Below are 22440 nucleotides of genomic sequence, written 5' to 3' on the forward strand. Positions count from 1 at the left end.
ATAATTAACTTTTGATGGTGCCCGTAATGGCTAAGACTTTTGAACAAGTAAAAAAAGAATTTTTCAATACAAGGGTCATCACAAACAATCGACTACCTAAGCGTGGTGAAAGCCACAAAATTGCTGTGAAACTTGGTTTAATAGACCAAAAACAATCAACATATGTTAAAAAACAGAAACTTTCATATGTTGGCTTATCTGTAATTGAGTGTTTTGAAGAAGCTGGTTTAGATGATGTCTATATCAATGAAAAAATTGAAGAGTTTTCAGAGCTAAAAAACTATACTTCATTACATAAGGCATTAAGAATACTTGATGACGGCCACATGGCCCGTTTAGCAAAAAAATTAGAGGTTTCAGTCGATATGCTCAATGCGACATTGGCTGTGCTGAATAAAATATAAAAAACGGATTGAACCAACCCATGAATGCAAATGAGCTTTATGAAAAGTTACAGCAAATTGGTAAGCCACTGGTCCACGTAGAAAGCCTCGTATCTACAATGCAGTTGGAAATCCCTGTTGAGGAGATTGAAAAACACATTGAACTTTTCGGGGTTAATTTTTTACTGGTAGAAGTTGTTCGATATACCTTTGACGGTTTTCTATCTCCAGAGTACCAACACTATATAGACGAATTCATTGCAGAAAATGAACTGGATGAAGATGTCATTTTGAATATCAGAAATAAAACATCATCAGATATAGGCCTGGTTAATGTTGGCTTTAATCTAAATGGTTGCATCCTTGGCTTAACCCATACGGATGAATGGATGGAACATTTATTCCACTTGGTTAAGTTCATTACTGACAGTGAAAAACGCGAGAAAAGTAGGAACTTTTTGTCTGAACAAGACAAAATCAAGGAACAAAAAGTTTTAGAAAAACAAGCCAAAGAAAAAGAAAGGGAAGTGATGATTCAACAGGTAGAGGATCTCACCAATACCGATGATTTTAAATTATGCAAAACGAAGGGTGAAATATTGTTGTTTTGGGAAAAGAACATTCCTGACCTATACAAAACTCTATCCAGAACTTTTATGGAAACAATGTCTAAGAAATATATCTCTATATTGCGTGGCTCATGAAGTGATACGATATGAGGAAGAACAACGAGTAGTGCATAAATCAGCGTTCTTGAACAACGCAAACAACAATAAAAATTAGTACTCAGCATTCACCAAAGTTTTGTATTGAGAATATTTCGTCAAATTTACTGTGTCACGTACTTGGCCATATTGAATACTGCCTAGATCTGAGTAGGTAAGGTTTTTCTTTTGAGATACTGCAACCAATAATTCATAGTTATTTCTTTGATTGAGTTCAATTGCTGAAGCGATATTTTTGTCTTGGCTCACTTGAGAAGTAATGCTTTGGATCTCCTTTCTATCTGAAGCAGATACATCCAATGTAGTTAAATAAAATCCGATCGATAGAAATATTGTGGCGGTTAAAGTGAATAGGGATGCACCAGTAAGATAAACGGCGCGTAGAGTTCTATACTTTGTATAAACCACAACTGAAGATATGCAGATTGCCAAACATAGCGCAAGAATAACGGCATGTTGGTCTAGATAATCTGAGAAAAGCATTGTAAAGCCTGAAGTACAAAAACATGTTATATCACTTAGCTACCAAGCCATTTGTAGTATTTGAGACTTATCGTATATATGAAATATAAATAGCAAACCTTTGGTATATACTGAATCGGTTTAAAGTGCTGAAACAATAGGCTTTAGAAATAAAATACTAGTCAAAATGTGAATAATCAGGGGGTACACATGGGGCAAGCTAAGCAAAGAGGTACAGCTCAAGAACGTGCTGAAAGTGCAATTCAAAGTACGATTGATGCAACCTTGGCAAAGATTAAGACCGTACTTGATGGATACTATCAAGACATGCCGAATAACTTCTCGCAAGCTGAAAATTACTTTACTGGATATGTCGCTGCATTTGATATTAAAGATGGGATGGAACTTGAAGGTAAAGAGTCTGAATGGGCTTATGATGGTTTACCTACGCCTACCGCTTTACTCAAACTCGTTGAAACTGAGTTAAACGAAGTGATACGTGAAGATAAAGAGTTTTTGGATGACTTTGATCCTGAAATGTATATTGAAGAACTAGGCGAAAACTTGATGTTCTTCCGCTATATAGGTGCTTCTAGTTTCGATACGCCAGATGATGTTTTGCATAATATTCAAACAGTGTCATTTTGGGCGCCACACTTGGTCATGATTAATGGCGTATGGCATAACACTTATGATGCTGGTGCGGTCAATGATGATGGTGAAACGGTCGGCATAAGATTCTAATTCTAGAGGGGTGCATATTGATTACTGCAGCATGCACCTTATTGGTTTAAACATTGCTGTATCGACTGAGCAATATTTTCAGATATTTTCCAGATTACAGAGATGGATCCGTAAATTTGAACAACTCCTATAAGTGATATTCTGCTCCTCAAATGATGTTATAAACATCAATATATGGAGTATTTTATGGCACGTAGACCAAGAAGAAATCATTCAAATGATTTTAAAGCTAAGGTAGCACTTGCTGCGATTAAAGCAGAAAAAACACTTGCTGAATTGAGTGCTGAGTTTGATGTTCATCAAAACCAAATTATTGACTGGAAAAATCAATTGATCTCAGCTTCCTCGCAAGCTTTCGATCAATCAAAAGCTCCAACAGAACCACCCATCGATCTAAAAAAACTACATGCAAAAATCGGTGAGCAGGCATTAGAAATTGATTTTTTAGAAGGTGTGTTGAAGAAACTGGGCCGCTTCAACCACAAAAGTTAATCGACGACTCACTTCAGATTTCAGTATCTAAGCAAGCTAAGCTGCTGAAAGTCTCCCGTGGTTGTTATTACTATCGCCCAAAACCTGTGAGTGCATCAGATCTGAAGCTGATGCGATGTATTGATGAATTACATATGCAATATCCTTTTGCAGGCAGTCGTATGATGCGTGATTTGTTGAATCGTCAAGGACATCATATAGGACGACGTCATACACGTACTTTAATGAAGAAAATGGGTATTCAGGCGTTATATTGCAAACCAAATTTAAGCCAGGCTAATCAAGCTCACCGTAAATATCCATATCTGCTCAAAGGGTTGGCTATTCAGCGCAGTAATCAAGTGTGGTCTACGGATATAACGTATATCCCTATGGCAAAAGGCTTTGTTTATTTATGTGCTGTGATTGATTGGCATAGCCGCAAGGTACTTGCGCATAGGGTATCGATTAGTATGGAGGTGGATTTTTGTATTTCGGCTTTAAATGAAGCGATTGAAAAATATGGTCGACCTGAAATATTTAATACAGACCAAGGCAGCCAGTTTACCAGTGATGCATTTATTGATGTATTGAAATCAAATGGCATTCAAATCAGTATGGATGGTAAAGGTCGATGGGTAGATAATGTGATGGTTGAACGATTATGGCGGAGCGTTAAATATGAAGAGGTGTATCTCAAAGCTTATAGCAGTGTCACAGATGCGAAAAAGCAATTAAGTGCATATTTTGAGTTTTATAATTTGAAACGACCTCATTCGAGTCTAGACAAAATGACACCAAATGAGTTTTACTATGATCAGCTACCCCAACAAAACAAGGTGGCTTAACTAGAGCGGAATATCACTTATAAATACGCTTTTAGTTGTTCAAACAAGTGGGACCACCTCTATATCTCGATAGGTATAGTAGAGTGATATCTCGATAGGTATAGTGTTTTGCAGTTTAGAGGAGATATCGCGATGCATACGCGGAAGGCAATAACGGAGGCGCTTCAAAAACTCGGAGTCCAAACCGGTGACCTCTTGATGGTGCATGCCTCACTTAAAGCGATTGGTCCGGTCGAAGGAGGAGCGGAGACGGTCGTTGCCGCGTTACGCTCCGCGGTTGGGCCGACTGGCACTGTGATGGGATACGCGTCGTGGGACCGATCACCCTACGAGGAGACTCTGAATGGCGCTCGGCTGGATGACGAAGCCCGCCGTACCTGGCTGCCGTTCGATCCCGCAACAGCCGGGACTTACCGTGGGTTCGGCCTGCTGAATCAATTTCTGGTTCAAGCCCCCGGCGCGCGGCGCAGCGCGCACCCCGATGCATCGATGGTCGCGGTTGGTCCGCTGGCTGAAACGCTGACGGAGCCTCACGAACTCGGTCACGCCTTGGGGGAAGGATCGCCCGTCGAGCGGTTCGTTCGCCTTGGCGGGAAGGCCCTGCTGTTGGGTGCGCCGCTAAACTCCGTTACCGCATTGCACTACGCCGAGGCGGTTGCCGATATCCCCAACAAACGGTGGGTGACGTATGAGATGCCGATGCTTGGAAGAGACGGTGAAGTCGCCTGGAAAACGGCATCGGATTACGATTCAAACGGCATTCTCGATTGCTTTGCTATCGAAGGAAAGCCGGATGCGGTTGAAACTATAGCAAATGCTTACGTGAAGCTCGGTCGCCATCGAGAAGGTGTCGTGGGCTTTGCTCAGTGCTACCTGTTCGACGCGCAGGACATCGTGACGTTCGGCGTCACCTATCTTGAGAAGCATTTCGGAACCACTCCGATCGTGCCTCCGCACGAGGCCGTCGAGCGCTCTTGCGAGCCTTCAGGTTAGAGGCCGTCGACAATGATAATCTGGATCAACGGACCTTTCGGCGCCGGAAAGACGACGCTCGCTAAGCGGCTGCGCGATCGGCGTTCCAAATCGCTGATCTTTGACCCCGAGGAAATCGGGTTCGTGGTGAAAGAAACGGTCCCCATGCCAGCGAGCGGAGACTATCAGGATCTCCCCTTGTGGAGGGGACTTACGATCGCGGCGGTCAGGGAGATTCGAAGGAATTACTCGCAGGACATCATCATCCCAATGACGCTCGTGCACCCGGACTATCTGACTGAGATACTCGACGGGGTAAGGCGGATCGACGATCAGCTGCTGCACATCTTTCTGACGCTCAACGAGGACCTATTGCGTCACCGGATCGCGAACCAGACCATGCATCCTGACCCGAATCGAAATGCGGAGATTCGAGAGTGGCGATTAGCGAATGTCGCCCGATGCTTGGCCGCAAGGGAACGGCTTCCATGCACAACCCGTGTTCTCGATAGTGGTGCACACACCAGCGATGAACTCGCAGCGATGGTGCTCGACGGAATCGATGGGCGCACCTGATCGCCTTCGACGCCTGCGCAAAGCGTAGCGCGAGGGTGGCGGGCTCACGACCAAACGCCCAGAGGTCGATCATCGCAGGGATGTTTGGCTTTGTGGTGCGGACGACGGGACTCGAACCCGTACTCTCACAGAGAAGCAGATTTTCGTACCACCTCGACTTTCGCCGCCGTCTGATGACGTTCGTGGTCTGGACTGTCCCTTCGCCATTGCCCGAAGGCTTTAGGCGCCGCCCGTCCAGTCTCTACACCTTCCCCCGAAGGGGCTTGGCTCGGGATTGGCTTAGGGTATTGCCCGTTAGCGTTCCCCGACTTTGAGCGGTTCTACTCCGCGGATTTCCCCGCGGGCACTCCAATTTTAAAGTCTGCTGCGTCTACCGATTTCGCCACGTCCGCCTTTTTTCGCCGTTCCTAGCGCTCGTGCGATGCACCTATGTTGCACCTAGCGCCGAATCGTTCTTCGTCATCCTGAAAAACCACGTCTCCTAAAGCCTTGCATAGCTTATCTTTTCTCCACCACGAACTTTTTTGTGGGATGGTAGAAAAAAAGACTTTTTAAGTCCGCTGGCTTGCCAGGCCTTGTTAGCTTGTACGGTCATGGTTATCGGGTAAAGAATATTGACGGCATCGCTGGTGTCGGTGGCTGAAAAGCCGGCTCCCATCAGGGCAATAGCCATTTCAGATGCAGGCGTACAGGGCAATGGTCAACAGCTACAGCCTGTCTGACGATTCCGGCGTCATGGCTGCGGCGGCTATCACGCATTTTTTGTTCGGTCAGGCGGTGTTTTCGTACCTCAATGGTTGGAGCGTGTTGATCGGACCTGGTACAGGTTTGGACAGCACGGGCTGCAAATACGCAAGGGATTTAATGGGCCTGGTGGCGTTCACGGCTTTTATCGTGACGTTTCTGTTCAGGGGCTACTCATAATCTCGTGGCTCGGCGGTTCCCGGCACACCATGACAGTAAGGAAGGACCCTGTGTCTCAACTCTCCCAGCTTCGAAGCCCCGCCGCCGTGCAGGCTGCCATCGATGAGTTCGTGCAACTGGGCCGCACGAAATTCCTGGCGCGCCACGGCTACGGCAAGTCCCGCGACTTCCTGGTACGTGATCCGAAGACCGGCACCGATTGCGATTCCAAGGCCATCGCCGGTGTGGCCTTCGGCAAGCAATTTCCCGAGCAGGGCCCGCTCACTGCTGACAGCTTCTCCGGTGGCGAGGCGACCGTCGTTCCGGCGCTGACGCGGCTCGGGTTTCGCATCATTCGCATCGGCGAAGACTGGTCCGAAGAAGAGGTCTTGGCCACGGTCGAAGACTATTTCGACATGCTGCGTGCCGAGGCGGCTGGGGAGCCGTACAACAAGTCCGAGCACAACCAGGCACTGCGCCAACTGCTGAACGGTCGCAGCAAGTCTTCAGTCGAGCTCAAGCACCAGAACATTAGCGCCGTACTCGATGCCCTGGGCCTGCCCTATATCAACGGCTACAAGCCACGCGGCAACAGCCAACTGCTGCTGCGTAAATCCGTACACGCCTACGTTCTGGAACATCAGCAGACGGTCGGCGCTCTTGTCGATGCCCTGGAGGAGGTAAAACTTCCGGGTGACAAAACCTACCGAGCGGCTTTGGTAGAACCACCCGCCCGTGAAGTGCTTGTGCGTACCCCGGCATCTCTACGGCAACGCCTACCGCGAAAGTTCGATTATGCCGCTCGCGATGAAGCCAACCGCAAGCTGGGCCGGGCAGGGGAGCAGTGGGTGATTGGCTACGAACAGCAACGCCTGACCGAGCTCGGCCACCCAGAGCTTTTTCAGCGGCTGGATTGGGTGTCCGACACCCAGGGAGACGGTGCGGGGTTCGACATCCTGTCGTTCGAAGAGGACGCCCATGAGCGCTTCATCGAGGTGAAAACCACCAATGGCGGGGTAGGCTCGTCTTTCTTGGTCAGCCACAACGAACTCGAATTCTCCAAGGAGGCGGGCGATCAATTCCATCTGTATCGCGTGTTCCAGTTTCGGGACGGTCCGCGCCTGTTCACGCTACCCGGCGACCTCAGCCAACATGTGCATCTCAAGCCGACGGACTACCGGGCGAGTTTCCGGAGTTTGGTGGGGTAAAGGCAGGGTTCTGTTGAGCCGAATGGCTGTGTGCGGCCGATTCTGTTGAAAAAGTAGCGGCCTCCCCATGCCGTTGGCAAAATTGCTTTGTCAGCGAGCGTGGGGGCGAACAGCATGATGGGACAGTTACCGGGAGGACAGCAGCGCCTGTTCTACTCGTTCAATCTGGAAGATCACGTCCCGGCCCAACATCTCCTGCGCAGCATCGACCAGTGCTTGGATCTCAGTGATCTACGTGCCTACCTGGCAGATTTCTATAGCCCCATCGGGCGTCCCTCGATTGACCCGGAGTTGATGGTGCGCATGCTGGTCGTCGGCTACTTGCTATGGCATTCGTTCCGAGCGGCGATTGTGCGAAGAGGTGCACCTGAACCTGGCCTATCGCTGGTTCTGCCGGTTGGGTCTGGAAGACGAAGTCCCCAATCACTCGACCTTCTCGAAGAATCGCCATGGGCGTTTTCGTGACAGCGATCTATTCCGCTGGTTATTCAATGAGGTGCTGCGGCGCTGCATGGCAGCCGGCCTAGTCAAGGGTGAAGGTTTCGCCGTCGACGCCAGCATCATTAAGGCGGATGCCAGCCGGCAACGTGGGGTGGCGGGAGATGAGGTCGATTGGAACGATCCAAAGCTCAGCAGCCGCGCAGTGCGCGAGTACCTCGAAGCCCTTGATGAAGAGGCGCTGGCTGAGGCTCTTCCCAAGAAAATTTCGCTCACTGATCCTCAGTCCCGTTGGACAGCAGCGCCAGGTGGCCCGGCCTTTTTTGCCTACTCCACGAATTACCTGATCGACACTGAGCACGGTGTGATCATGGACGTGGAAGCTACCCCGGCGCACCGTACCGCCGAAGTCGATTCGACTAGGACGATGGTCGAGCGTGTCGAGGCGCAGTTCGATCTCACACCGGAACGCCTTATCGGCGATACCGCTTATGGCACCGCCCCGATGCTGGCCTGGATGGTCGAAGAAAAGGACATCGAACCGCATGTGCCGGTGTGGGACAAGACCGAGCGCAAGGACGACAGCCTCTCCAGTAACGACTTTCACTGGAGTCAGGACGCCAATGAATATCGCTGCCCAGCCGGCAAACCGCTACGCAGTGAATGGCGCGCCTTCACCCAGCAAAGGTCGCGGGTAACTAAGGCCAAAACCGTCATTTACCGCTCCAGCCAAACCGACTGCGCCACCTGCCCGTTGAAAGCGAAATGCTGCCCCAACACGCCGAATCGGAAGATCGTCCGCAGCATCCATGAGGCTGCCCGCGACGTGGCTCGACGCATCGCCAAGACACCGGAGTACCTCGTCTCTCGCTGCGAACGAAAGAAGGTGGAGATGCTTTTCGCCCACCTCAAACGGATCATGAAACTCGACCGTTTACGACTGCGTGGCCTAACGGGTGCCACTGACGAATTCACCTTGGCTGCGATGGTGCAGAACCTGCGCCGCATGGCCAAGCTTTTGCCTCAAGGGCCACCGCTGACGGGATAGGTATGCCTGCTACGAGCAGAAACCCTCAAATTAACCCTTAAACCTGAGCAAGGACGCTCAGTGAAACGCCGGAAGGCAACTTGAAGTGGCTTGCAGCCACTTCGACAGCAGGCACACCTGATCGGCAGGCTGCCGCTAAAGCTACTTTTTCAACAGAATCGGCCGATTTGTGCCGGTCGTCAAGGACCGCTTCGGATCACTCTCAACCGGATCGCGGGCCAGCTGATTTGCTAAAACCCGCGCCAAACTCAACGAAGGATTTCGCATGATCCGTTTTTTTTGGCGATCACGCTCGGCCTGATGGTTGGCTGCTCGTCGAGTTCAAGTTCGATCTGATCAGTGAGCGGTAGCGCAAGTGGATCGCCTCAGCCAAGCAGCGTTGTTGCCGGCGGCCGGAAGAAAGCCTTGAACTAGTAGCGGAAAGGATGAAACTTTATTTTTACGATTCTCAGCATTTTCCAAGGTTGAGCGAAAATTAGGATGATACTTTAATGATTCCGGCCTCCATCCCCACAAAACGCTTGCAGATGGCAGAATTGAAATAAGTCATTGTTTTAAATGGATTTTTGCAGGAATTGCTACGTTGCAGGGTCCTGTAGTTAGGATGACACTTTATTTTCCTCCCACAATCAAAGCATCCATCCATGCATTTGTGAAATCAGAACCCATTGAACGCATTGAGTTTGAAAAAAACTTGCTGAACTTAGGTATCGTGAACAATTATGAAAAATATATAGACTACAATAATTTGCTGTTTCACGTTTTGTTTAGCAAATGGATTAACAGTCCAGTTGACTTTGGATATTTTGTCGATCAAAACTTTTACGGTGCCAGCTAAGCTCACTCAAAACATCTACGGTGTAATACACCGTAAAAAGAATTGCACCTGGTACTTGCCACTAAAAAATGACAGTGAATGACATTTTGAGAGAAAAAAATTGTGGGGTAGTGCCTTTTCTACTCCTTTGAGAATTTTAATTATGACAATTCCGATACACCTAACAATAACTTCATATTTTTCTTTCTTGAACTAAGATTCAATAACTTAACTAATTTCTATTTCAATCATAAAATATGATATGTTGACCTTAAGAATAATTCATAAACTTTACTATGTTTGCTTTAAAAACAATTCATTTAGAAAAGAAAGTCTCAAACGAAAATCAAATTATTCTTTTATTTGATTTAGATTCATTCTGTCCATGTATGTACCCTATGCTGTACACCATGAAATTTCTTAGATTTCAAAGTATCTCTACGCAGCATGCAGATTTAATCGCAATAAAATTTTGGTATGAATTTTGGTTTGAAAAGTTTGCCACGTCCTTTTGTGAGTCGTTCTATTCGACATCCTATAATTTTGAGATCATTCAATGTGAAATTGATAATTTCATTGTTTACTTAGAAAATAATAAAAAACTTGAAAGTAATCTTATACGGCTAAGCAATTCAGAACATATTAATTACACAACAATTGGTCATAGAGTTAGATCCTTCTTAAAGTTTTACAACTTCTTGATTAATGAATACTTAAGCATGCAATCACAGCCACAACTTACGTTGAAGGAAATTCAAAAAATTAAAGAAAACTTGAATAAATATATGACAATAAAGAAAAAAATTATAAATAATTTTTCAAAAGCCAATAAGACAATTAAAAGTGAGATAAATCATAATTTTAAGAGCATGAATCAGGAAATGATTAAAGGATTGTATTCAGTCATTTCACCAAGTAACTCTAATAAATACAATGAATTAAATCCTTTTAGATCTAAAAATGTACAACTCAGAAACTTTCTGATCATACATCTCATGCTCAACTATGGTCTTAGAATTGGTGAGCTTATGCTACTAACAACCAACTCTATTAAAAAATCAATTCAGAATCATAGTTTTAGTTTAATTATTACAAATACAGATGATGAGTTCGATGATCGATCAAAAAAGCCAAAAATCAAAAATGAATATTCGTACCGAGTAATTAAACTGCAGGAACGAGACTACAGAATTCTTCAAATCTATATAAATGAAATCCGAAAAGAAATTCCTTCACATATCTTATTTACATCCTTAAAGCCTCCCTATTCTGCTTTAAGTTATGGTAATCCTCCCATAAATAACCGAAGTTAAAAGTAGAGGTTAAGCAGCCCTTAGAGGTGGCTTTCCTTTGTTAGCTTGATGTGGTCTTTCATGGTTGTAATGCCACAACCAGTTTGTTGCATAATCTTGTACTTCTTCCAGTGTGTCAAATAGATGCTTGCTTAGCCAGCTATAACGTATAGTCCGATTATAACGTTCAATATACGCATTCTGCTGTGGCTTACCTGGTTGAATATATTCAATACGAATACCGTGCTCAGTAGCCCAGCGTACAAATTCATGACTGATAAACTCCGGGCCATTGTCACACCGAATAACTAACGGCTTTTCTCGCCACTCCAGCAACTGATTCAACGTACGAATAACTCGGATTGTAGGTAATGAGAATCCTGCTTCAATCGCTAAGCCTTCTCGACGGTAGTCATCAATCACATTTAATAATCGGAACTTTCGACCATCGATCAGCTGATCATGCATAAAATCTAATGACCAGACCTGATTTTCTCGGATTGGTTCTTTCAATGGTTCAGGCGCGTGCCGTTTTAGTCTTCTTCTCGGTTTAATACGCAGATTTAGTGCCAACTCACAGTAAATGCGGTAAACCCGCTTGTGATTCCAGCAGTATTTAGCATTAATTGAAGCAGAAGATTCTCTTTTTAAAAGACAATTTACGATTACCAATGAAGATGGAACTTTAACAAAAAGTCGCTGGATTCAAGATGCTAATTATCGGAAAGGTGAAGGAAGAATTTTAGTTACCTTAACTCGTGTGGTAATTGAACATGTCACTAAAATAGATGGGTTTGAACAGTATTTTACTAGTTATCATTTGAAAAAAACTGCTGACTTCAAAAGCGTTTATGCAGTACGTCTTTATGAGCTCTTAATGCAATGGAAGTCTGTAGGGAAAACGCCTGTTTATGAATTAAATAAATTTCGTAGCCAACTTGGTATAGGTGTTAACGAATACACTCGAATGGAAGCATTTAAGAGACGTGTTTTAGATATTGCAGTAGATCAAATCAACGAATTTTCAGATATAACTGTTAAATACGAACAGCATAAAAAAGGTCGTTCAATCTCAGGATTTTCTTTTAGCTTTAAGCCAAAGAAAGCAACTATTCGATCTATAGAAACTAATAGAGACCCTAATACAACTGATCTGTTCTCGAGAATGACAGATAAGCAACGCCACTTATTCGCTACTAAACTTTCCGAACTACCAGAAATGGGTAAGTATTCTCAGGGTACAGAAAGCTATCCACAATTCGCTATACGTATTGCTGAAATGCTTCAAGATAGTGAAAAATTCCAAGAATTATTCCCTTATCTTCAAAAAGTTGGCTATCAAGCTGCCTAAAATTTATACTTGATCATTTGTCTATTAGGCAGTCTAATAGACAACAACTTTTGACAGAGTTAGGCATAGATTTACAGCATGAAAAGCCTTACAGTTCTTGAGCTTTCTAAGCTTTACAATATCAATAGACAAACGATTTACAACAACATAAAGAAAGGAATTTTAAGTAAAAATTCTGATAATAAAATTGATCTGGCTGAAGCTATCCGTGTTTTTGGCGAACCTTCAAAAAAACTAGATGTAAAAGAATCTGTAAAAATAGACAGTCCAAATTCGGCAGAAGTTTTACTACTTAGGCAACAGATAGACATGCTGAAAAATCAGCTTGATGATGCAAAAGAGCGTGAATCCTTTTATCAAAATCAAATTGAGACGATGCAACGTCTACTGGAAGCACCCAAACCAAAGATTCAAGACCCTAGTGAACTCGAACTCCCTCAATCAGCTCCCATTGTAGAAATGAAGGAAGAGGTAATAGTCGTTCCACCTAAAGATGACGGATTGACTACTCCAGAGAACAAACGTATCCCTGTCCCAGAACACGTTGAGCCTGAACCTAAAAAGAGAGGCTTCCTGAGCCGTTTTTTCCTTCCTTATGGTTAGCCAGGACTCCAATTTTTTGATGAGCCAATTTCAGTGCAAGCACATGAAATAATGACTCATCAAAAAACCGGATGAGGTTTATTAAAACTGAATAAAACCGTGGAACATTGCTTACTTATTGAGCGTGGAACAAGAAAAATTGCTAAAACAGCCTAAGAGAGCGTGCTTAGGCTGTTTTTACAGATATAAAACATTGTTTTAAAAGGAAATTTTTTGGACGTTTCGTATAAGGTGTATTATGTTAATTTTAGAGAAACTTATGAATTAAATGCATGCTCTATTTCTAATTTTTTTTACATTCCTATTCATTAAGTGTCTAACGATATAGATATACATCAATTTTTTGAAAAAACTTAATTCTTGTCTATGTTTTTTATAAAAATCATCAGGGCTCTCAAAAATACCGAAATCCTGATTTATCCCTTTATCTTGAATGTATGTATCATTTAGATTCCATTCAATAGGAGGATTTAAAAAATTGTCCGTATATACGCCATATCCACAGAAAGTAGCTGTTTTATGACTATTGATACTTTGCAATTTTTGAAGATATATTTTATCTAATATTACGCCTTCAAGATTGAACCATTTTTCCTCAATATATATTTCTACCCAAGTATGTAAAATATTTGATGGTGATAATTCATACCATATTCCAGTAATTGCTCCTTTTTGCAAAGCCTTATCAATTGTAAAGCCATGTAGTCTATTAGGAATATTTACAGCTCTTAATAAAGCCATTAGTAATGTAGATTTAGTATTACATTGACCATACCCATCTTTCAGTACTTGAGAAGCTCTTATATCATCACTGGAGTTATACCCAAATTTAATCTCATCTCGAACAAAATTATAAATACTCTTAACTTTCTCAACATCATTCAACTCTTTCCATTGTCTAGAATTAATTAAATCTTGTATAACGTAAGCATCCGCTGAACGCCATCGCCAAGTTTTAACGGGGTTCAGGTTTCCAGCGGTGAGGTAGTAATTCTTCTATTTGGGGCACTTTATGTGTTGGCAACCTTTTCAGCACATCACTTAAATAGGCATACGGATCCAAGCCATTCAGCTTTGCTGACTGGATTAAAGTCATGATATTGGCAGCTCGTTGACCACTGCGCAGCGAACCTGCAAATAGCCAGTTCTTACGCCCCAAGGCCCAGGGACGCATTTGGTTCTCTATCCAATTATTGTCAATGGGTAGATTGCCATCATCCAGATAGCGGCTTAAAGCAGTCCAACGTTTTAGGCTGTAATTGATCGCCCGGGCGGTTGGAGAACTCGATGGCACCGTCAGCTGATGTTGGTTGAGCCATTCATATAGTTGTTGCATGACCGGTTGACTATGCTGTTGTCGGTATTCGCAGCGGTCTTCCGCTGTACCATCCGTCTTTTTTCTTAATTCTGCTTCTATCGCATATAATTTCTGAATCAGCACTAATGCCTGTTCAGCGACCTGACTTTTCCCAGTTACATGCAGTTCATGGAATTTACGACGTGCATGGGCCATGCAGCCCACCTCTATGACCTGGCCTGATTTAAAGCGTGCTTTATAACCACTGTAATCATCACAGACTAGATAACCCTGCCAGCCTTTCAAGAACTCTGCAGCATGCTGGCCTGAACGACTATCCTGAAAGTCATAGATCACCGCCTGAACTGGATTGTACTGTGTAGTGGCATAGGCCCAGACATAACCTTTCTTCGGTTTTTTATCATTCTCACCCATCCGCATGATGGTGACCGGTGTTTCATCTGCATGCAGCACCTGCTGTTGTAGTACCACCTCTTTTAAGGCATTGGCCAGAGGTTCCAGTTCTACACCGCAGCGACCTATCCAGTCAGATAAAGTTGATCTAGAAAGTTCGATTCCCGCCCGCTGATAGATCAGACGTTGACGGTACAGCGGCAAATGATCGGCATATTTCGATACCAAAACATGGCTGAGCAGTTCAGGTGAAGCAATGCCTTTATCAATCACATAGGCGGGCATCGCTTGCTGAGTCAGGGTGTCACACTGATCACAGACCCATTTACCACGCACATGCTGTTCCTTATAGAACTGTGCCGGTCTGAAATGCAGTTTTTCACTGACATCTTCGCCGATACGCCGGAGTTGGCATCCACAAGCACATTGGGTTGATGCAGGTTCATGCTCAATACGGATGGTGTGTAGATGATCTGGCAGTGGTCGACGTTTAGGTTTATTGGTTTTGGCTTTGTGTGTCGCTGCATTGGTTTTATCTGCATTTAGCCGTTCCAGTTCTAGATCAACCGCGGCAATATCTTCTTCAACCGCTTCATCCCACAGATGGATTTGTTTTGCCGTTAAGTGTTCATTCTTTTGGGCGAATTTGTGCTTTTTAAACAGCGCCAGTTCATGCTCGTATTTTTGATTGAGAATAGAAAGATGTTGAACTTTAGAATCTAATTGCTGATTGGTGACTTCAAGATGTTGAACTCTGGCATCTAATTGCTGGTTTGATTGTGCTAGAGACTGATGCTGCATCGCCAACTGCCGGGTAAATTCCAGCAGTTGTTCATGGGTCAGTTGGCTTAAGTCAGGCAGCGTATTCATGACCGCAGTATGCCTGAGGTCATGATGCAGAGGAAATAGAACGTTTGGAGAATAGCAGAATGGATGAGCCTGGTTTAGAGCATTGTTACCACTTGCTGCAGTCCGATTCTTTGCCAGGGCAAACCCTGGATCAGTGCCTGTAACTGCTCCGGGCTGATCGCCATACTTTCACCCTGGTGAACTTTAGCCCAGTGGAATTTCCCCTGTTCCAGCCGCCGGGCACACAGCCAGATACCCAGTCCATCATGCACCAGCACTTTCATACGATGGCCACGCTTATTACAGAACAGGTAAGCGCAATGCGGTTTGATGTAGCCAAAGGCTCTCAGCACCTGAGCCATGGCTGTATCCATCCCTGCACGCATGTCCATCGGCTGGGTAGACAACCAGATCTCATCAATACGAATCATTGAGTCAAACCCTGGATCAGCAACAGTAATTCAGTTACTGACTCCACCGGCCAGTCGATCTCGATCATCTGATCCCTTGCGGAACTTGGTGCCTCATGTAATGGAATCCTGATATGAGCGACAGCTTTCTTCTCTGGCACAGGTGGTAGAGGTGCTTCTTGTTTGACTGGAGTCGGGTGAAGAATGACCGGAAGAAAGTCAGTCTGTGGAATGGATGGGGTTTTTAATGCAGGGGGCATTGATCTGGACTGACGAATCCATTTATGTAGCAGATTGGCATTGATCTGATGTTGCATTGCTACCTTGGCCACTGATGTATCTGGCTGCTGGCATTGCTGAATAAGTTGATGTTTAAATTCAGCTGTGAAGGTTCGACGGGGCTTTTTTAGCGTTGGTGCACTGTCTATAACTGTCTTTAAATCCATAAATAGGTGTCCACTTAAATTTAAGTGGACACTATCGCGGTATTAATGAGTTAGAAAAAGTGGGGTTCAGCGGACGCTTACTGTATAACTAAGCTATTGTAATCTAGTATTAAAGTTTCTTTGATTAAGTTATTCATACCTATCTCTCACTAGTTTTTTTAGATTAAAAACTATGGTTCAAGACTAAGGTCAATGGTGTATAGAATGTTAAGTATCTCCCAATTAGCAAAGAAAGCAGAAACAACTATAGACACTATAAGATTTTATGAAAAAAAGGGGCTTTTATTGCCAAAAATGAAGGCTATCAATAATTATAGGTATTATGATCAAGGTTCATTAGATAAATTAAGTTTTATATTAAATTGTAGAAGTTTAGGTATCTCTATTAAAGATATAGAGTCTCTATGTGAGGAGTTAGTGATGTGGTTCCGTTAATTAGACCACTCAATCTAGTTTTATAAGTGATAAATCCGCTCTAAATATTTAAATTATGCTGCCATTACTTTTGGTAAATGTCGATCATAAAATTCATTTGGTGTTGCCTTATTCAAGCTTGAATGAGGACGTATCGTGTTATAAAAATCCAAATATTCAGCAATTGATTGTTTTGCTTGTTTAACCGTATCGTAAGCCTTCAAATAGACTTCCTCATGCTTCACACTGCGCCATAAACGCTCAATCATTACATTATCCATCCATCGTCCTTTCCCATCCATACTGATACGGATATTTCGCAATTTTAACTCATTCAAAAATGCCTCGCTTGTGAATTGACTGCCTTGGTCTGTATTAAACACCTCTGGACAACCATATTTCACAATGATGTGGTTCCGTTAATTAGACCACTCAATCTAGTTTTATAAGTGATAAATCCGCTCTAAATATTTAAATTATGCTGCCATTACTTTTGGTAAATGTCGATCATAAAATTCATTTGGTGTTGCCTTATTCAAGCTTGAATGAGGACGTATCGTGTTATAAAAATCCAAATATTCAGCAATTGATTGTTTTGCTTGTTTAACCGTATCGTAAGCCTTCAAATAGACTTCCTCATGCTTCACACTGCGCCATAAACGCTCAATCATTACATTATCCATCCATCGTCCTTTCCCATCCATACTGATACGGATATTTCGCAATTTTAACTCATTCAAAAATGCCTCGCTTGTGAATTGACTGCCTTGGTCTGTATTAAACACCTCTGGACAACCATATTTCACAATTGCTTCTTGCAACGCATCTATGCAAAAGTCTGTTTCCATACTGATCGATACACGATGAGCCAGTACTTTACGACTATGCCAATCTATAATTGCACACAGATAGACAAAGCCTTTAGCCATAGGAATGTACGTGATATCTGTACACCAGACTTGATTAGAGTGATCGATGACCATGTTTTTCAACAGATATGGGAAAATACGGTGTGCAAGATTAGGCTTACTGGTATTGGGTTTTGGATACAAGGCATGTATTCCCATCAAGCGCATTAAACGTCGGACTTTACGCCGACCTATTTTATGTCCTTGACGCTGTAGCATATCTCTTATCATTCGACTGCCCATAAATGGGTAGTCGAGATGAATTTCATCGATTAGACGCATCAAACTCAAATCAGTTGATGAAATCTCTTTGGGCTTGTAATACAACGTACTGCGATTGATTTGAATCAATTGCGATTGTTGTCGTACCGAAAGTTGATGGGTCTTATCGATCATTTTTTGCCGCTCAGCTGCCCTATTTTTCTGAGCGCACCTTCTAAAAAATCAATTTGCAATGCCTGATGTCCTATCTTGGCATGTAGAGCTTTGAGGTCAATCTCAGGTTCTTGTTGTGCTGTTGGTCGTGAAAAAATATTGATTGATTGCTCAAGCAGTTGATTTTTCCAATCAATTATTTGGTTTTGATGTAAGTCGAATTGAGTAGAAAGTTCAGCGAGTGTGTGGTCGCCTTTAATTGCTGCGAGAGCAACTTTAACTTTAAACTCTGCTGAATGATTACGACGTTTTCTTCGTGTCATGGTTGACTCCAAAAACAAGCATTTCCCATGCTTATTGGGGAGTAGATTATCACTTATAGGCGTGGTCTAAAATCCTAGAACCACATCACAATTGCTTCTTGCAACGCATCTATGCAAAAGTCTGTTTCCATACTGATCGATACACGATGAGCCAGTACTTTACGACTATGCCAATCTATAATTGCACACAGATAGACAAAGCCTTTAGCCATAGGAATGTACGTGATATCTGTACACCAGACTTGATTAGAGTGATCGATGACCATGTTTTTCAACAGATATGGGAAAATACGGTGTGCAAGATTAGGCTTACTGGTATTGGGTTTTGGATACAAGGCATGTATTCCCATCAAGCGCATTAAACGTCGGACTTTACGCCGACCTATTTTATGTCCTTGACGCTGTAGCATATCTCTTATCATTCGACTGCCCATAAATGGGTAGTCGAGATGAATTTCATCGATTAGACGCATCAAACTCAAATCAGTTGATGAAATCTCTTTGGGCTTGTAATACAACGTACTGCGATTGATTTGAATCAATTGCGATTGTTGTCGTACCGAAAGTTGATGGGTCTTATCGATCATTTTTTGCCGCTCAGCTGCCCTATTTTTCTGAGCGCACCTTCTAAAAAATCAATTTGCAATGCCTGATGTCCTATCTTGGCATGTAGAGCTTTGAGGTCAATCTCAGGTTCTTGTTGTGCTGTTGGTCGTGAAAAAATATTGATTGATTGCTCAAGCAGTTGATTTTTCCAATCAATTATTTGGTTTTGATGTAAGTCGAATTGAGTAGAAAGTTCAGCGAGTGTGTGGTCGCCTTTAATTGCTGCGAGAGCAACTTTAACTTTAAACTCTGCTGAATGATTACGACGTTTTCTTCGTGTCATGGTTGACTCCAAAAACAAGCATTTCCCATGCTTATTGGGGAGTAGATTATCACTTATAGGCGTGGTCTAAAATCCTAGAACCACATCATTAGAAACTCCTAATCAAAATTGTACTAAAGTAAATAACCTTATAAAAAAACATACAAAAGAATTAGATAATAGAATTAAGCAATTAACCTCCTTCAAGAAACAATTAGATGACTTAGAAAATCTTTGTGGGGATAATCGTAAAATTGAGAACTGTTATATCATCAAAAAATTAGAAATGAATAGCTGAAATTCCCCTCAATTTAACATAATGGGCGTTATGCGAAGTCAAAAATGGGAGCTTAAGCTCCCATTTTTATTGATGATTTTTTAATTCTTTCAGCATAGCATCCCGTAAAATTTCATTCATTCGTGTTTGATAACCTTTGCCTTGTGCTTTGAACCAAGCAAGTACATCAGCATCTAACCGAATTGAAGTTTGTTGCTTCACTGGGCGGTAAAATTGATTTTGGCGTACAGCACTGCTCCAATCGGTAATTTCAGGAATATCTGATAGATCTAGCTGATCATCAGGAACCGTGCCTTTAGCAAGCAAGCGTTGAATTTCAGCATCTTGCTTCTCACCAAATTTCTCATTCAGCTCTTTGCGTGAGTATCTAACCATGCTCATATTTGTTTCGCTCCGCTTTAGTCACTTGCCTTGCACTAATGATTCGTATGATTTCACAGTCATCTTCATCAAAAATGGTGTGAGCCACCAATAACATTAGTACGCCTTTAACTCGTCCAATGGTTTGCCAACGTTCTTCACCATCGGTATGTCTGTCTTGGATTGAGATCCGTAATGGATCTTCAAAAACAAGGCTTGCAGTTTCGAAAGAGATATCATGCTTTTTCTGATTCTTTCGATTCTTAGCCTCATCCCATTCAAAATACTGTTCCATAAAAAACATTCAAATTTGTATATACAATAATGTATCACAAAATTGTATAACTCAAGTTGAGAAGCGTAATTTTTAGTCAAATTTATTGGCAAGAACTATCAAAACTGCTCATAAAAAAGCCGACTTGTTTCCAAGTCGGCTTTTGAACATCATCGAGCAAATAATTTATATCATAAGTTTTTGATTTTTATATTTTTCAATTTGTGCATTTCGTATAACGCCCATTATGTTAATTTTAGTTTTCCTTAATACGACAAAAATATCTACTTCATTTCACGAGAATTTCTTTTGCTAAAAGTTCTTCTTTCGTTACACCGAAATATCTTATTTCTAATTTAGGCCTGCCTAACATCTTTAAAAGATTGTTTTCATCATTTATATTTTTTATAGCTTTGCTTACACAATCAATTACGTCATTAGTTTTAGAAATAGTGATGTGGTTCTAGGATTTTAGACCACGCCTATAAGTGATAATCTACTCCCCAATAAGCATGGGAAATGCTTGTTTTTGGAGTCAACCATGACACGAAGAAAACGTCGTAATCATTCAGCAGAGTTTAAAGTTAAAGTTGCTCTCGCAGCAATTAAAGGCGACCACACACTCGCTGAACTTTCTACTCAATTCGACTTACATCAAAACCAAATAATTGATTGGAAAAATCAACTGCTTGAGCAATCAATCAATATTTTTTCACGACCAACAGCACAACAAGAACCTGAGATTGACCTCAAAGCTCTACATGCCAAGATAGGACATCAGGCATTGCAAATTGATTTTTTAGAAGGTGCGCTCAGAAAAATAGGGCAGCTGAGCGGCAAAAAATGATCGATAAGACCCATCAACTTTCGGTACGACAACAATCGCAATTGATTCAAATCAATCGCAGTACGTTGTATTACAAGCCCAAAGAGATTTCATCAACTGATTTGAGTTTGATGCGTCTAATCGATGAAATTCATCTCGACTACCCATTTATGGGCAGTCGAATGATAAGAGATATGCTACAGCGTCAAGGACATAAAATAGGTCGGCGTAAAGTCCGACGTTTAATGCGCTTGATGGGAATACATGCCTTGTATCCAAAACCCAATACCAGTAAGCCTAATCTTGCACACCGTATTTTCCCATATCTGTTGAAAAACATGGTCATCGATCACTCTAATCAAGTCTGGTGTACAGATATCACGTACATTCCTATGGCTAAAGGCTTTGTCTATCTGTGTGCAATTATAGATTGGCATAGTCGTAAAGTACTGGCTCATCGTGTATCGATCAGTATGGAAACAGACTTTTGCATAGATGCGTTGCAAGAAGCAATTGTGAAATATGGTTGTCCAGAGGTGTTTAATACAGACCAAGGCAGTCAATTCACAAGCGAGGCATTTTTGAATGAGTTAAAATTGCGAAATATCCGTATCAGTATGGATGGGAAAGGACGATGGATGGATAATGTAATGATTGAGCGTTTATGGCGCAGTGTGAAGCATGAGGAAGTCTATTTGAAGGCTTACGATACGGTTAAACAAGCAAAACAATCAATTGCTGAATATTTGGATTTTTATAACACGATACGTCCTCATTCAAGCTTGAATAAGGCAACACCAAATGAATTTTATGATCGACATTTACCAAAAGTAATGGCAGCATAATTTAAATATTTAGAGCGGATTTATCACTTATAAAACTAGATTGAGTGGTCTAATTAACGGAACCACATCAATAGCTTCTTTTTCAGATACTTGATCGCTTACTTTTCGAGATATTAAGTCATCAAAATATATCCTATATTCTTCACAAACTAGATAAAAATAAGGGTCTAATCTATCTAAATCATATTCAGATTCAAAGGGTTTACGATCTAATAAATCTTTTTCAGGATAAATAATCAATTGTCCTGCATCGAACCAAAACTCCACAGAAAAATTATCAAACTCAATTCCATTTAAATCATTACTAAAATTTTGAAAATACTGTAATAAAAGATTTTCTATATCCTCTAAAAACTCTTTATTCTTAATATCAAATATTAAAGATTCATTAGAAATAGCTTTGATACAATCTTCTTGAATATCTAACCCCTTTAAAGTCATTTTTACTCCATTTAAATTTTTAGGTTTTGGTGCATTAAGAATTTTGATTAACTTAACATAATGGCGGTTATACGCAATACACTTGTATATTAATATAAATATCAGATACTTAATAAAAACTTAAAAAGCCAAAAATGCCCAAAAAGCCGATTTTGAAACAAAGCGGCTTTTTTATGTTCGATTCTGTAATATTTTGCCAATAAAAAATGGAACAACTTTGCAAAATTTACAATTTTGTATTAACATTTTTG

General features: G+C 42.2%; 23 protein-coding genes and 5 pseudogenes. 15 read left to right on the plus strand and 13 right to left on the minus strand.

Annotated elements, in window-relative coordinates; all coding sequences use genetic code 11:
• The first annotated feature begins 26 nt into the window (after positions 1–26).
• Positions 27–404 carry a hypothetical protein gene (locus MZO21_RS12980; protein ID WP_005006227.1) on the plus strand — a complete coding sequence of 126 codons (378 nt, stop codon included), beginning with the start codon at positions 27–29 and terminating at the stop codon, positions 402–404.
• A gap of 20 nt (positions 405–424) precedes the next feature.
• Positions 425–1087: a hypothetical protein gene (locus MZO21_RS12985; protein WP_227553516.1), complete on the plus strand. Its 663-nt coding sequence runs from the start codon at positions 425–427 to the stop codon at positions 1085–1087.
• Positions 1088–1162: 75 nt separating this feature from the next.
• Here MZO21_RS12985 and MZO21_RS12990 read toward each other — a convergent pair whose 3' ends face one another.
• Positions 1163–1591, minus strand: a complete 429-nt coding sequence (locus MZO21_RS12990) for a hypothetical protein (protein ID WP_043041554.1) — start codon at positions 1589–1591, stop codon at positions 1163–1165.
• Between the two features lie 189 nt (positions 1592–1780).
• Here MZO21_RS12990 and MZO21_RS12995 point away from each other — a divergent pair, with 189 nt between their 5' ends.
• The 4 genes from MZO21_RS12995 (at position 1781) to MZO21_RS13010 (ending at position 5181) form a co-directional block, all read left to right on the plus strand.
• Positions 1781–2314, plus strand: coding sequence for a hypothetical protein (locus tag MZO21_RS12995; protein WP_043041555.1), 534 nt, complete (start codon positions 1781–1783; stop codon positions 2312–2314).
• A gap of 186 nt (positions 2315–2500) precedes the next feature.
• Positions 2501–3633 (plus strand): IS3-like element ISAba14 family transposase gene (locus tag MZO21_RS13000; RefSeq protein WP_223155595.1). Its coding sequence is split into 2 segments (ribosomal slippage): positions 2501–2753 and positions 2753–3633, totalling 1134 coding nucleotides; the frame shifts between segments, so codons are not numbered across the junction.
• A 132-nt stretch (positions 3634–3765) separates the two neighbouring features.
• Positions 3766–4626 (plus strand): aminoglycoside N-acetyltransferase AAC(3)-IId, encoded by an 861-nt coding sequence (aac(3)-IId, locus tag MZO21_RS13005; RefSeq protein WP_000557454.1) that lies wholly within the window; start codon positions 3766–3768, stop codon positions 4624–4626.
• Positions 4627–4638: 12 nt separating this feature from the next.
• Complete coding sequence (locus MZO21_RS13010) at positions 4639–5181, plus strand: AAA family ATPase (protein WP_000587837.1); 543 nt, start codon at positions 4639–4641, stop codon at positions 5179–5181.
• A gap of 481 nt (positions 5182–5662) precedes the next feature.
• On the opposite strand, the gene MZO21_RS13015 is transcribed toward MZO21_RS13010, so the two are convergent.
• Positions 5663–5854 carry a hypothetical protein gene (locus MZO21_RS13015; RefSeq protein WP_000951934.1) on the minus strand — a complete coding sequence of 64 codons (192 nt, stop codon included), beginning with the start codon at positions 5852–5854 and terminating at the stop codon, positions 5663–5665.
• Between the two features lie 23 nt (positions 5855–5877).
• On the opposite strand from MZO21_RS13015, the gene MZO21_RS13020 reads away from it, so the two are divergent.
• The 4 genes and pseudogenes from MZO21_RS13020 to MZO21_RS15145 form a co-directional block, all read left to right on the plus strand.
• Positions 5878–6105: a hypothetical protein gene (locus MZO21_RS13020; protein ID WP_000248278.1), complete on the plus strand. Its 228-nt coding sequence runs from the start codon at positions 5878–5880 to the stop codon at positions 6103–6105.
• Between the two features lie 50 nt (positions 6106–6155).
• Positions 6156–7292: a DUF3883 domain-containing protein gene (locus MZO21_RS13025; protein ID WP_000080860.1), complete on the plus strand. Its 1137-nt coding sequence runs from the start codon at positions 6156–6158 to the stop codon at positions 7290–7292.
• Positions 7293–7406: 114 nt separating this feature from the next.
• Positions 7407–8778, plus strand: a pseudogene (locus tag MZO21_RS13030) (IS1182-like element ISCfr1 family transposase).
• Between the two features lie 1113 nt (positions 8779–9891).
• Positions 9892–10884: pseudogene (locus MZO21_RS15145) on the plus strand (site-specific integrase); the annotation flags it as partial.
• A 33-nt stretch (positions 10885–10917) separates the two neighbouring features.
• On the opposite strand, the pseudogene MZO21_RS13040 reads toward MZO21_RS15145, so the two are convergent.
• Positions 10918–11502: pseudogene (locus tag MZO21_RS13040) on the minus strand (IS3 family transposase); the annotation flags it as partial.
• Between the two features lie 49 nt (positions 11503–11551).
• Here MZO21_RS13040 and repM point away from each other — a divergent pair.
• Together repM and MZO21_RS13050 are read left to right on the plus strand one after the other, a co-directional pair.
• Positions 11552–12238, plus strand: coding sequence for a replication initiation protein RepM (repM, locus tag MZO21_RS13045; protein WP_423250223.1), 687 nt, complete (start codon positions 11552–11554; stop codon positions 12236–12238).
• 78 nt (positions 12239–12316) lie between these two features.
• The gene (locus tag MZO21_RS13050) at positions 12317–12841 is read left to right on the plus strand and encodes a plasmid replication DNA-binding protein (protein ID WP_039090898.1); all 525 of its coding nucleotides are present in this window, start codon (positions 12317–12319) and stop codon (positions 12839–12841) included.
• 264 nt (positions 12842–13105) lie between these two features.
• Here MZO21_RS13050 and MZO21_RS13055 read toward each other — a convergent pair whose 3' ends face one another.
• The 4 genes from MZO21_RS13055 to tnpA form a co-directional block, all read right to left on the minus strand.
• The gene (locus tag MZO21_RS13055; RefSeq protein WP_248104111.1) at positions 13106–13810 is read right to left on the minus strand and encodes a transglutaminase-like domain-containing protein; all 705 of its coding nucleotides are present in this window, start codon (positions 13808–13810) and stop codon (positions 13106–13108) included.
• On the minus strand, positions 13797–15422 hold the full coding sequence (tnpC, locus tag MZO21_RS13060) for an IS66 family transposase (protein WP_046023745.1): 1626 nt from the start codon (positions 15420–15422) through the stop codon (positions 13797–13799). Before tnpC ends, MZO21_RS13055 begins: the two co-directional genes overlap by 14 nt.
• Before the next feature lie 74 nt (positions 15423–15496).
• Positions 15497–15832, minus strand: coding sequence for an IS66 family insertion sequence element accessory protein TnpB (gene tnpB / locus MZO21_RS13065; RefSeq protein ID WP_000618090.1), 336 nt, complete (start codon positions 15830–15832; stop codon positions 15497–15499).
• Positions 15829–16257: an IS66-like element accessory protein TnpA gene (tnpA, locus tag MZO21_RS13070; protein WP_000364662.1), complete on the minus strand. Its 429-nt coding sequence runs from the start codon at positions 16255–16257 to the stop codon at positions 15829–15831. Before tnpA ends, tnpB begins: the two co-directional genes overlap by 4 nt.
• A gap of 204 nt (positions 16258–16461) precedes the next feature.
• On the opposite strand from tnpA, the gene MZO21_RS13075 reads away from it, so the two are divergent.
• Complete coding sequence (locus MZO21_RS13075; RefSeq protein WP_248104292.1) at positions 16462–16692, plus strand: MerR family transcriptional regulator; 231 nt, start codon at positions 16462–16464, stop codon at positions 16690–16692.
• Between the two features lie 53 nt (positions 16693–16745).
• Here MZO21_RS13075 and MZO21_RS13080 read toward each other — a convergent pair.
• From MZO21_RS13080 to MZO21_RS13090, 3 genes and pseudogenes are all read right to left on the minus strand, one after another.
• Positions 16746–17078 (minus strand): annotated as a pseudogene (locus tag MZO21_RS13080) (transposase); the annotation flags it as partial.
• A 69-nt stretch (positions 17079–17147) separates the two neighbouring features.
• A protein-coding gene (locus MZO21_RS13085) for an IS3 family transposase (RefSeq protein ID WP_089024817.1) occupies positions 17148–18277 on the minus strand; the annotation gives its coding sequence in 2 pieces (ribosomal slippage) (positions 17148–18025 and positions 18025–18277; 1131 coding nt in all).
• A gap of 80 nt (positions 18278–18357) precedes the next feature.
• Positions 18358–19166: pseudogene (locus tag MZO21_RS13090) on the minus strand (IS3 family transposase); the annotation flags it as partial.
• Positions 19167–19296: 130 nt separating this feature from the next.
• Between MZO21_RS13090 and MZO21_RS15150 the strand changes: the two are divergent.
• A complete protein-coding gene (locus tag MZO21_RS15150) occupies positions 19297–19443 on the plus strand; it encodes a hypothetical protein (RefSeq protein ID WP_348984808.1) in 147 nt (48 codons plus the stop codon).
• Positions 19444–19509: 66 nt separating this feature from the next.
• Here the strand turns inward: MZO21_RS15150 and MZO21_RS13095 are convergent, their stop codons facing one another.
• Together MZO21_RS13095 and MZO21_RS13100 are read right to left on the minus strand one after the other, a co-directional pair.
• The gene (locus MZO21_RS13095; protein WP_004728120.1) at positions 19510–19824 is read right to left on the minus strand and encodes a BrnA antitoxin family protein; all 315 of its coding nucleotides are present in this window, start codon (positions 19822–19824) and stop codon (positions 19510–19512) included.
• Positions 19811–20098 carry a BrnT family toxin gene (locus MZO21_RS13100; protein WP_000438825.1) on the minus strand — a complete coding sequence of 96 codons (288 nt, stop codon included), beginning with the start codon at positions 20096–20098 and terminating at the stop codon, positions 19811–19813. Before MZO21_RS13100 ends, MZO21_RS13095 begins: the two co-directional genes overlap by 14 nt.
• Before the next feature lie 520 nt (positions 20099–20618).
• Between MZO21_RS13100 and MZO21_RS13105 the strand changes: the two genes are divergently transcribed.
• Positions 20619–21748 (plus strand): IS3 family transposase gene (locus MZO21_RS13105; RefSeq protein WP_089024817.1). Its coding sequence is split into 2 segments (ribosomal slippage): positions 20619–20871 and positions 20871–21748, totalling 1131 coding nucleotides; the frame shifts between segments, so codons are not numbered across the junction.
• Between the two features lie 27 nt (positions 21749–21775).
• Here the strand turns inward: MZO21_RS13105 and MZO21_RS13110 are convergent.
• Positions 21776–22189, minus strand: coding sequence for a hypothetical protein (locus MZO21_RS13110; RefSeq protein ID WP_248104159.1), 414 nt, complete (start codon positions 22187–22189; stop codon positions 21776–21778).
• Positions 22190–22440: the final 251 nt, after the last annotated feature.

Origin of the sequence: Acinetobacter portensis (assembly GCF_023158935.1) — a bacterium.
Lineage (GTDB): Bacteria > Pseudomonadota > Gammaproteobacteria > Pseudomonadales > Moraxellaceae > Acinetobacter > Acinetobacter faecalis.

Coding starts and splice junctions, on each gene's coding strand:
- MZO21_RS13095 (WP_004728120.1), bottom strand. CDS start 19,824: ATGAGCATGGTTAGATACTCACGCAAAGAGCTGAATGAGAAATTTGGT.
- MZO21_RS13010 (WP_000587837.1), top strand. CDS start 4,639: ATGATAATCTGGATCAACGGACCTTTCGGCGCCGGAAAGACGACGCTC.
- MZO21_RS13015 (WP_000951934.1), bottom strand. CDS start 5,854: ATGGCTATTGCCCTGATGGGAGCCGGCTTTTCAGCCACCGACACCAGC.
- tnpC (WP_046023745.1), bottom strand. CDS start 15,422: ATGAATACGCTGCCTGACTTAAGCCAACTGACCCATGAACAACTGCTG.
- MZO21_RS12990 (WP_043041554.1), bottom strand. CDS start 1,591: ATGCTTTTCTCAGATTATCTAGACCAACATGCCGTTATTCTTGCGCTA.
- tnpA (WP_000364662.1), bottom strand. CDS start 16,257: ATGGATTTAAAGACAGTTATAGACAGTGCACCAACGCTAAAAAAGCCC.
- MZO21_RS12985 (WP_227553516.1), top strand. CDS start 425: ATGAATGCAAATGAGCTTTATGAAAAGTTACAGCAAATTGGTAAGCCA.
- tnpB (WP_000618090.1), bottom strand. CDS start 15,832: ATGATTCGTATTGATGAGATCTGGTTGTCTACCCAGCCGATGGACATG.
- MZO21_RS13050 (WP_039090898.1), top strand. CDS start 12,317: ATGAAAAGCCTTACAGTTCTTGAGCTTTCTAAGCTTTACAATATCAAT.
- MZO21_RS13075 (WP_248104292.1), top strand. CDS start 16,462: ATGTTAAGTATCTCCCAATTAGCAAAGAAAGCAGAAACAACTATAGAC.
- MZO21_RS12980 (WP_005006227.1), top strand. CDS start 27: ATGGCTAAGACTTTTGAACAAGTAAAAAAAGAATTTTTCAATACAAGG.
- MZO21_RS13100 (WP_000438825.1), bottom strand. CDS start 20,098: ATGGAACAGTATTTTGAATGGGATGAGGCTAAGAATCGAAAGAATCAG.
- MZO21_RS12995 (WP_043041555.1), top strand. CDS start 1,781: ATGGGGCAAGCTAAGCAAAGAGGTACAGCTCAAGAACGTGCTGAAAGT.
- MZO21_RS13020 (WP_000248278.1), top strand. CDS start 5,878: ATGGTCAACAGCTACAGCCTGTCTGACGATTCCGGCGTCATGGCTGCG.
- MZO21_RS13110 (WP_248104159.1), bottom strand. CDS start 22,189: ATGACTTTAAAGGGGTTAGATATTCAAGAAGATTGTATCAAAGCTATT.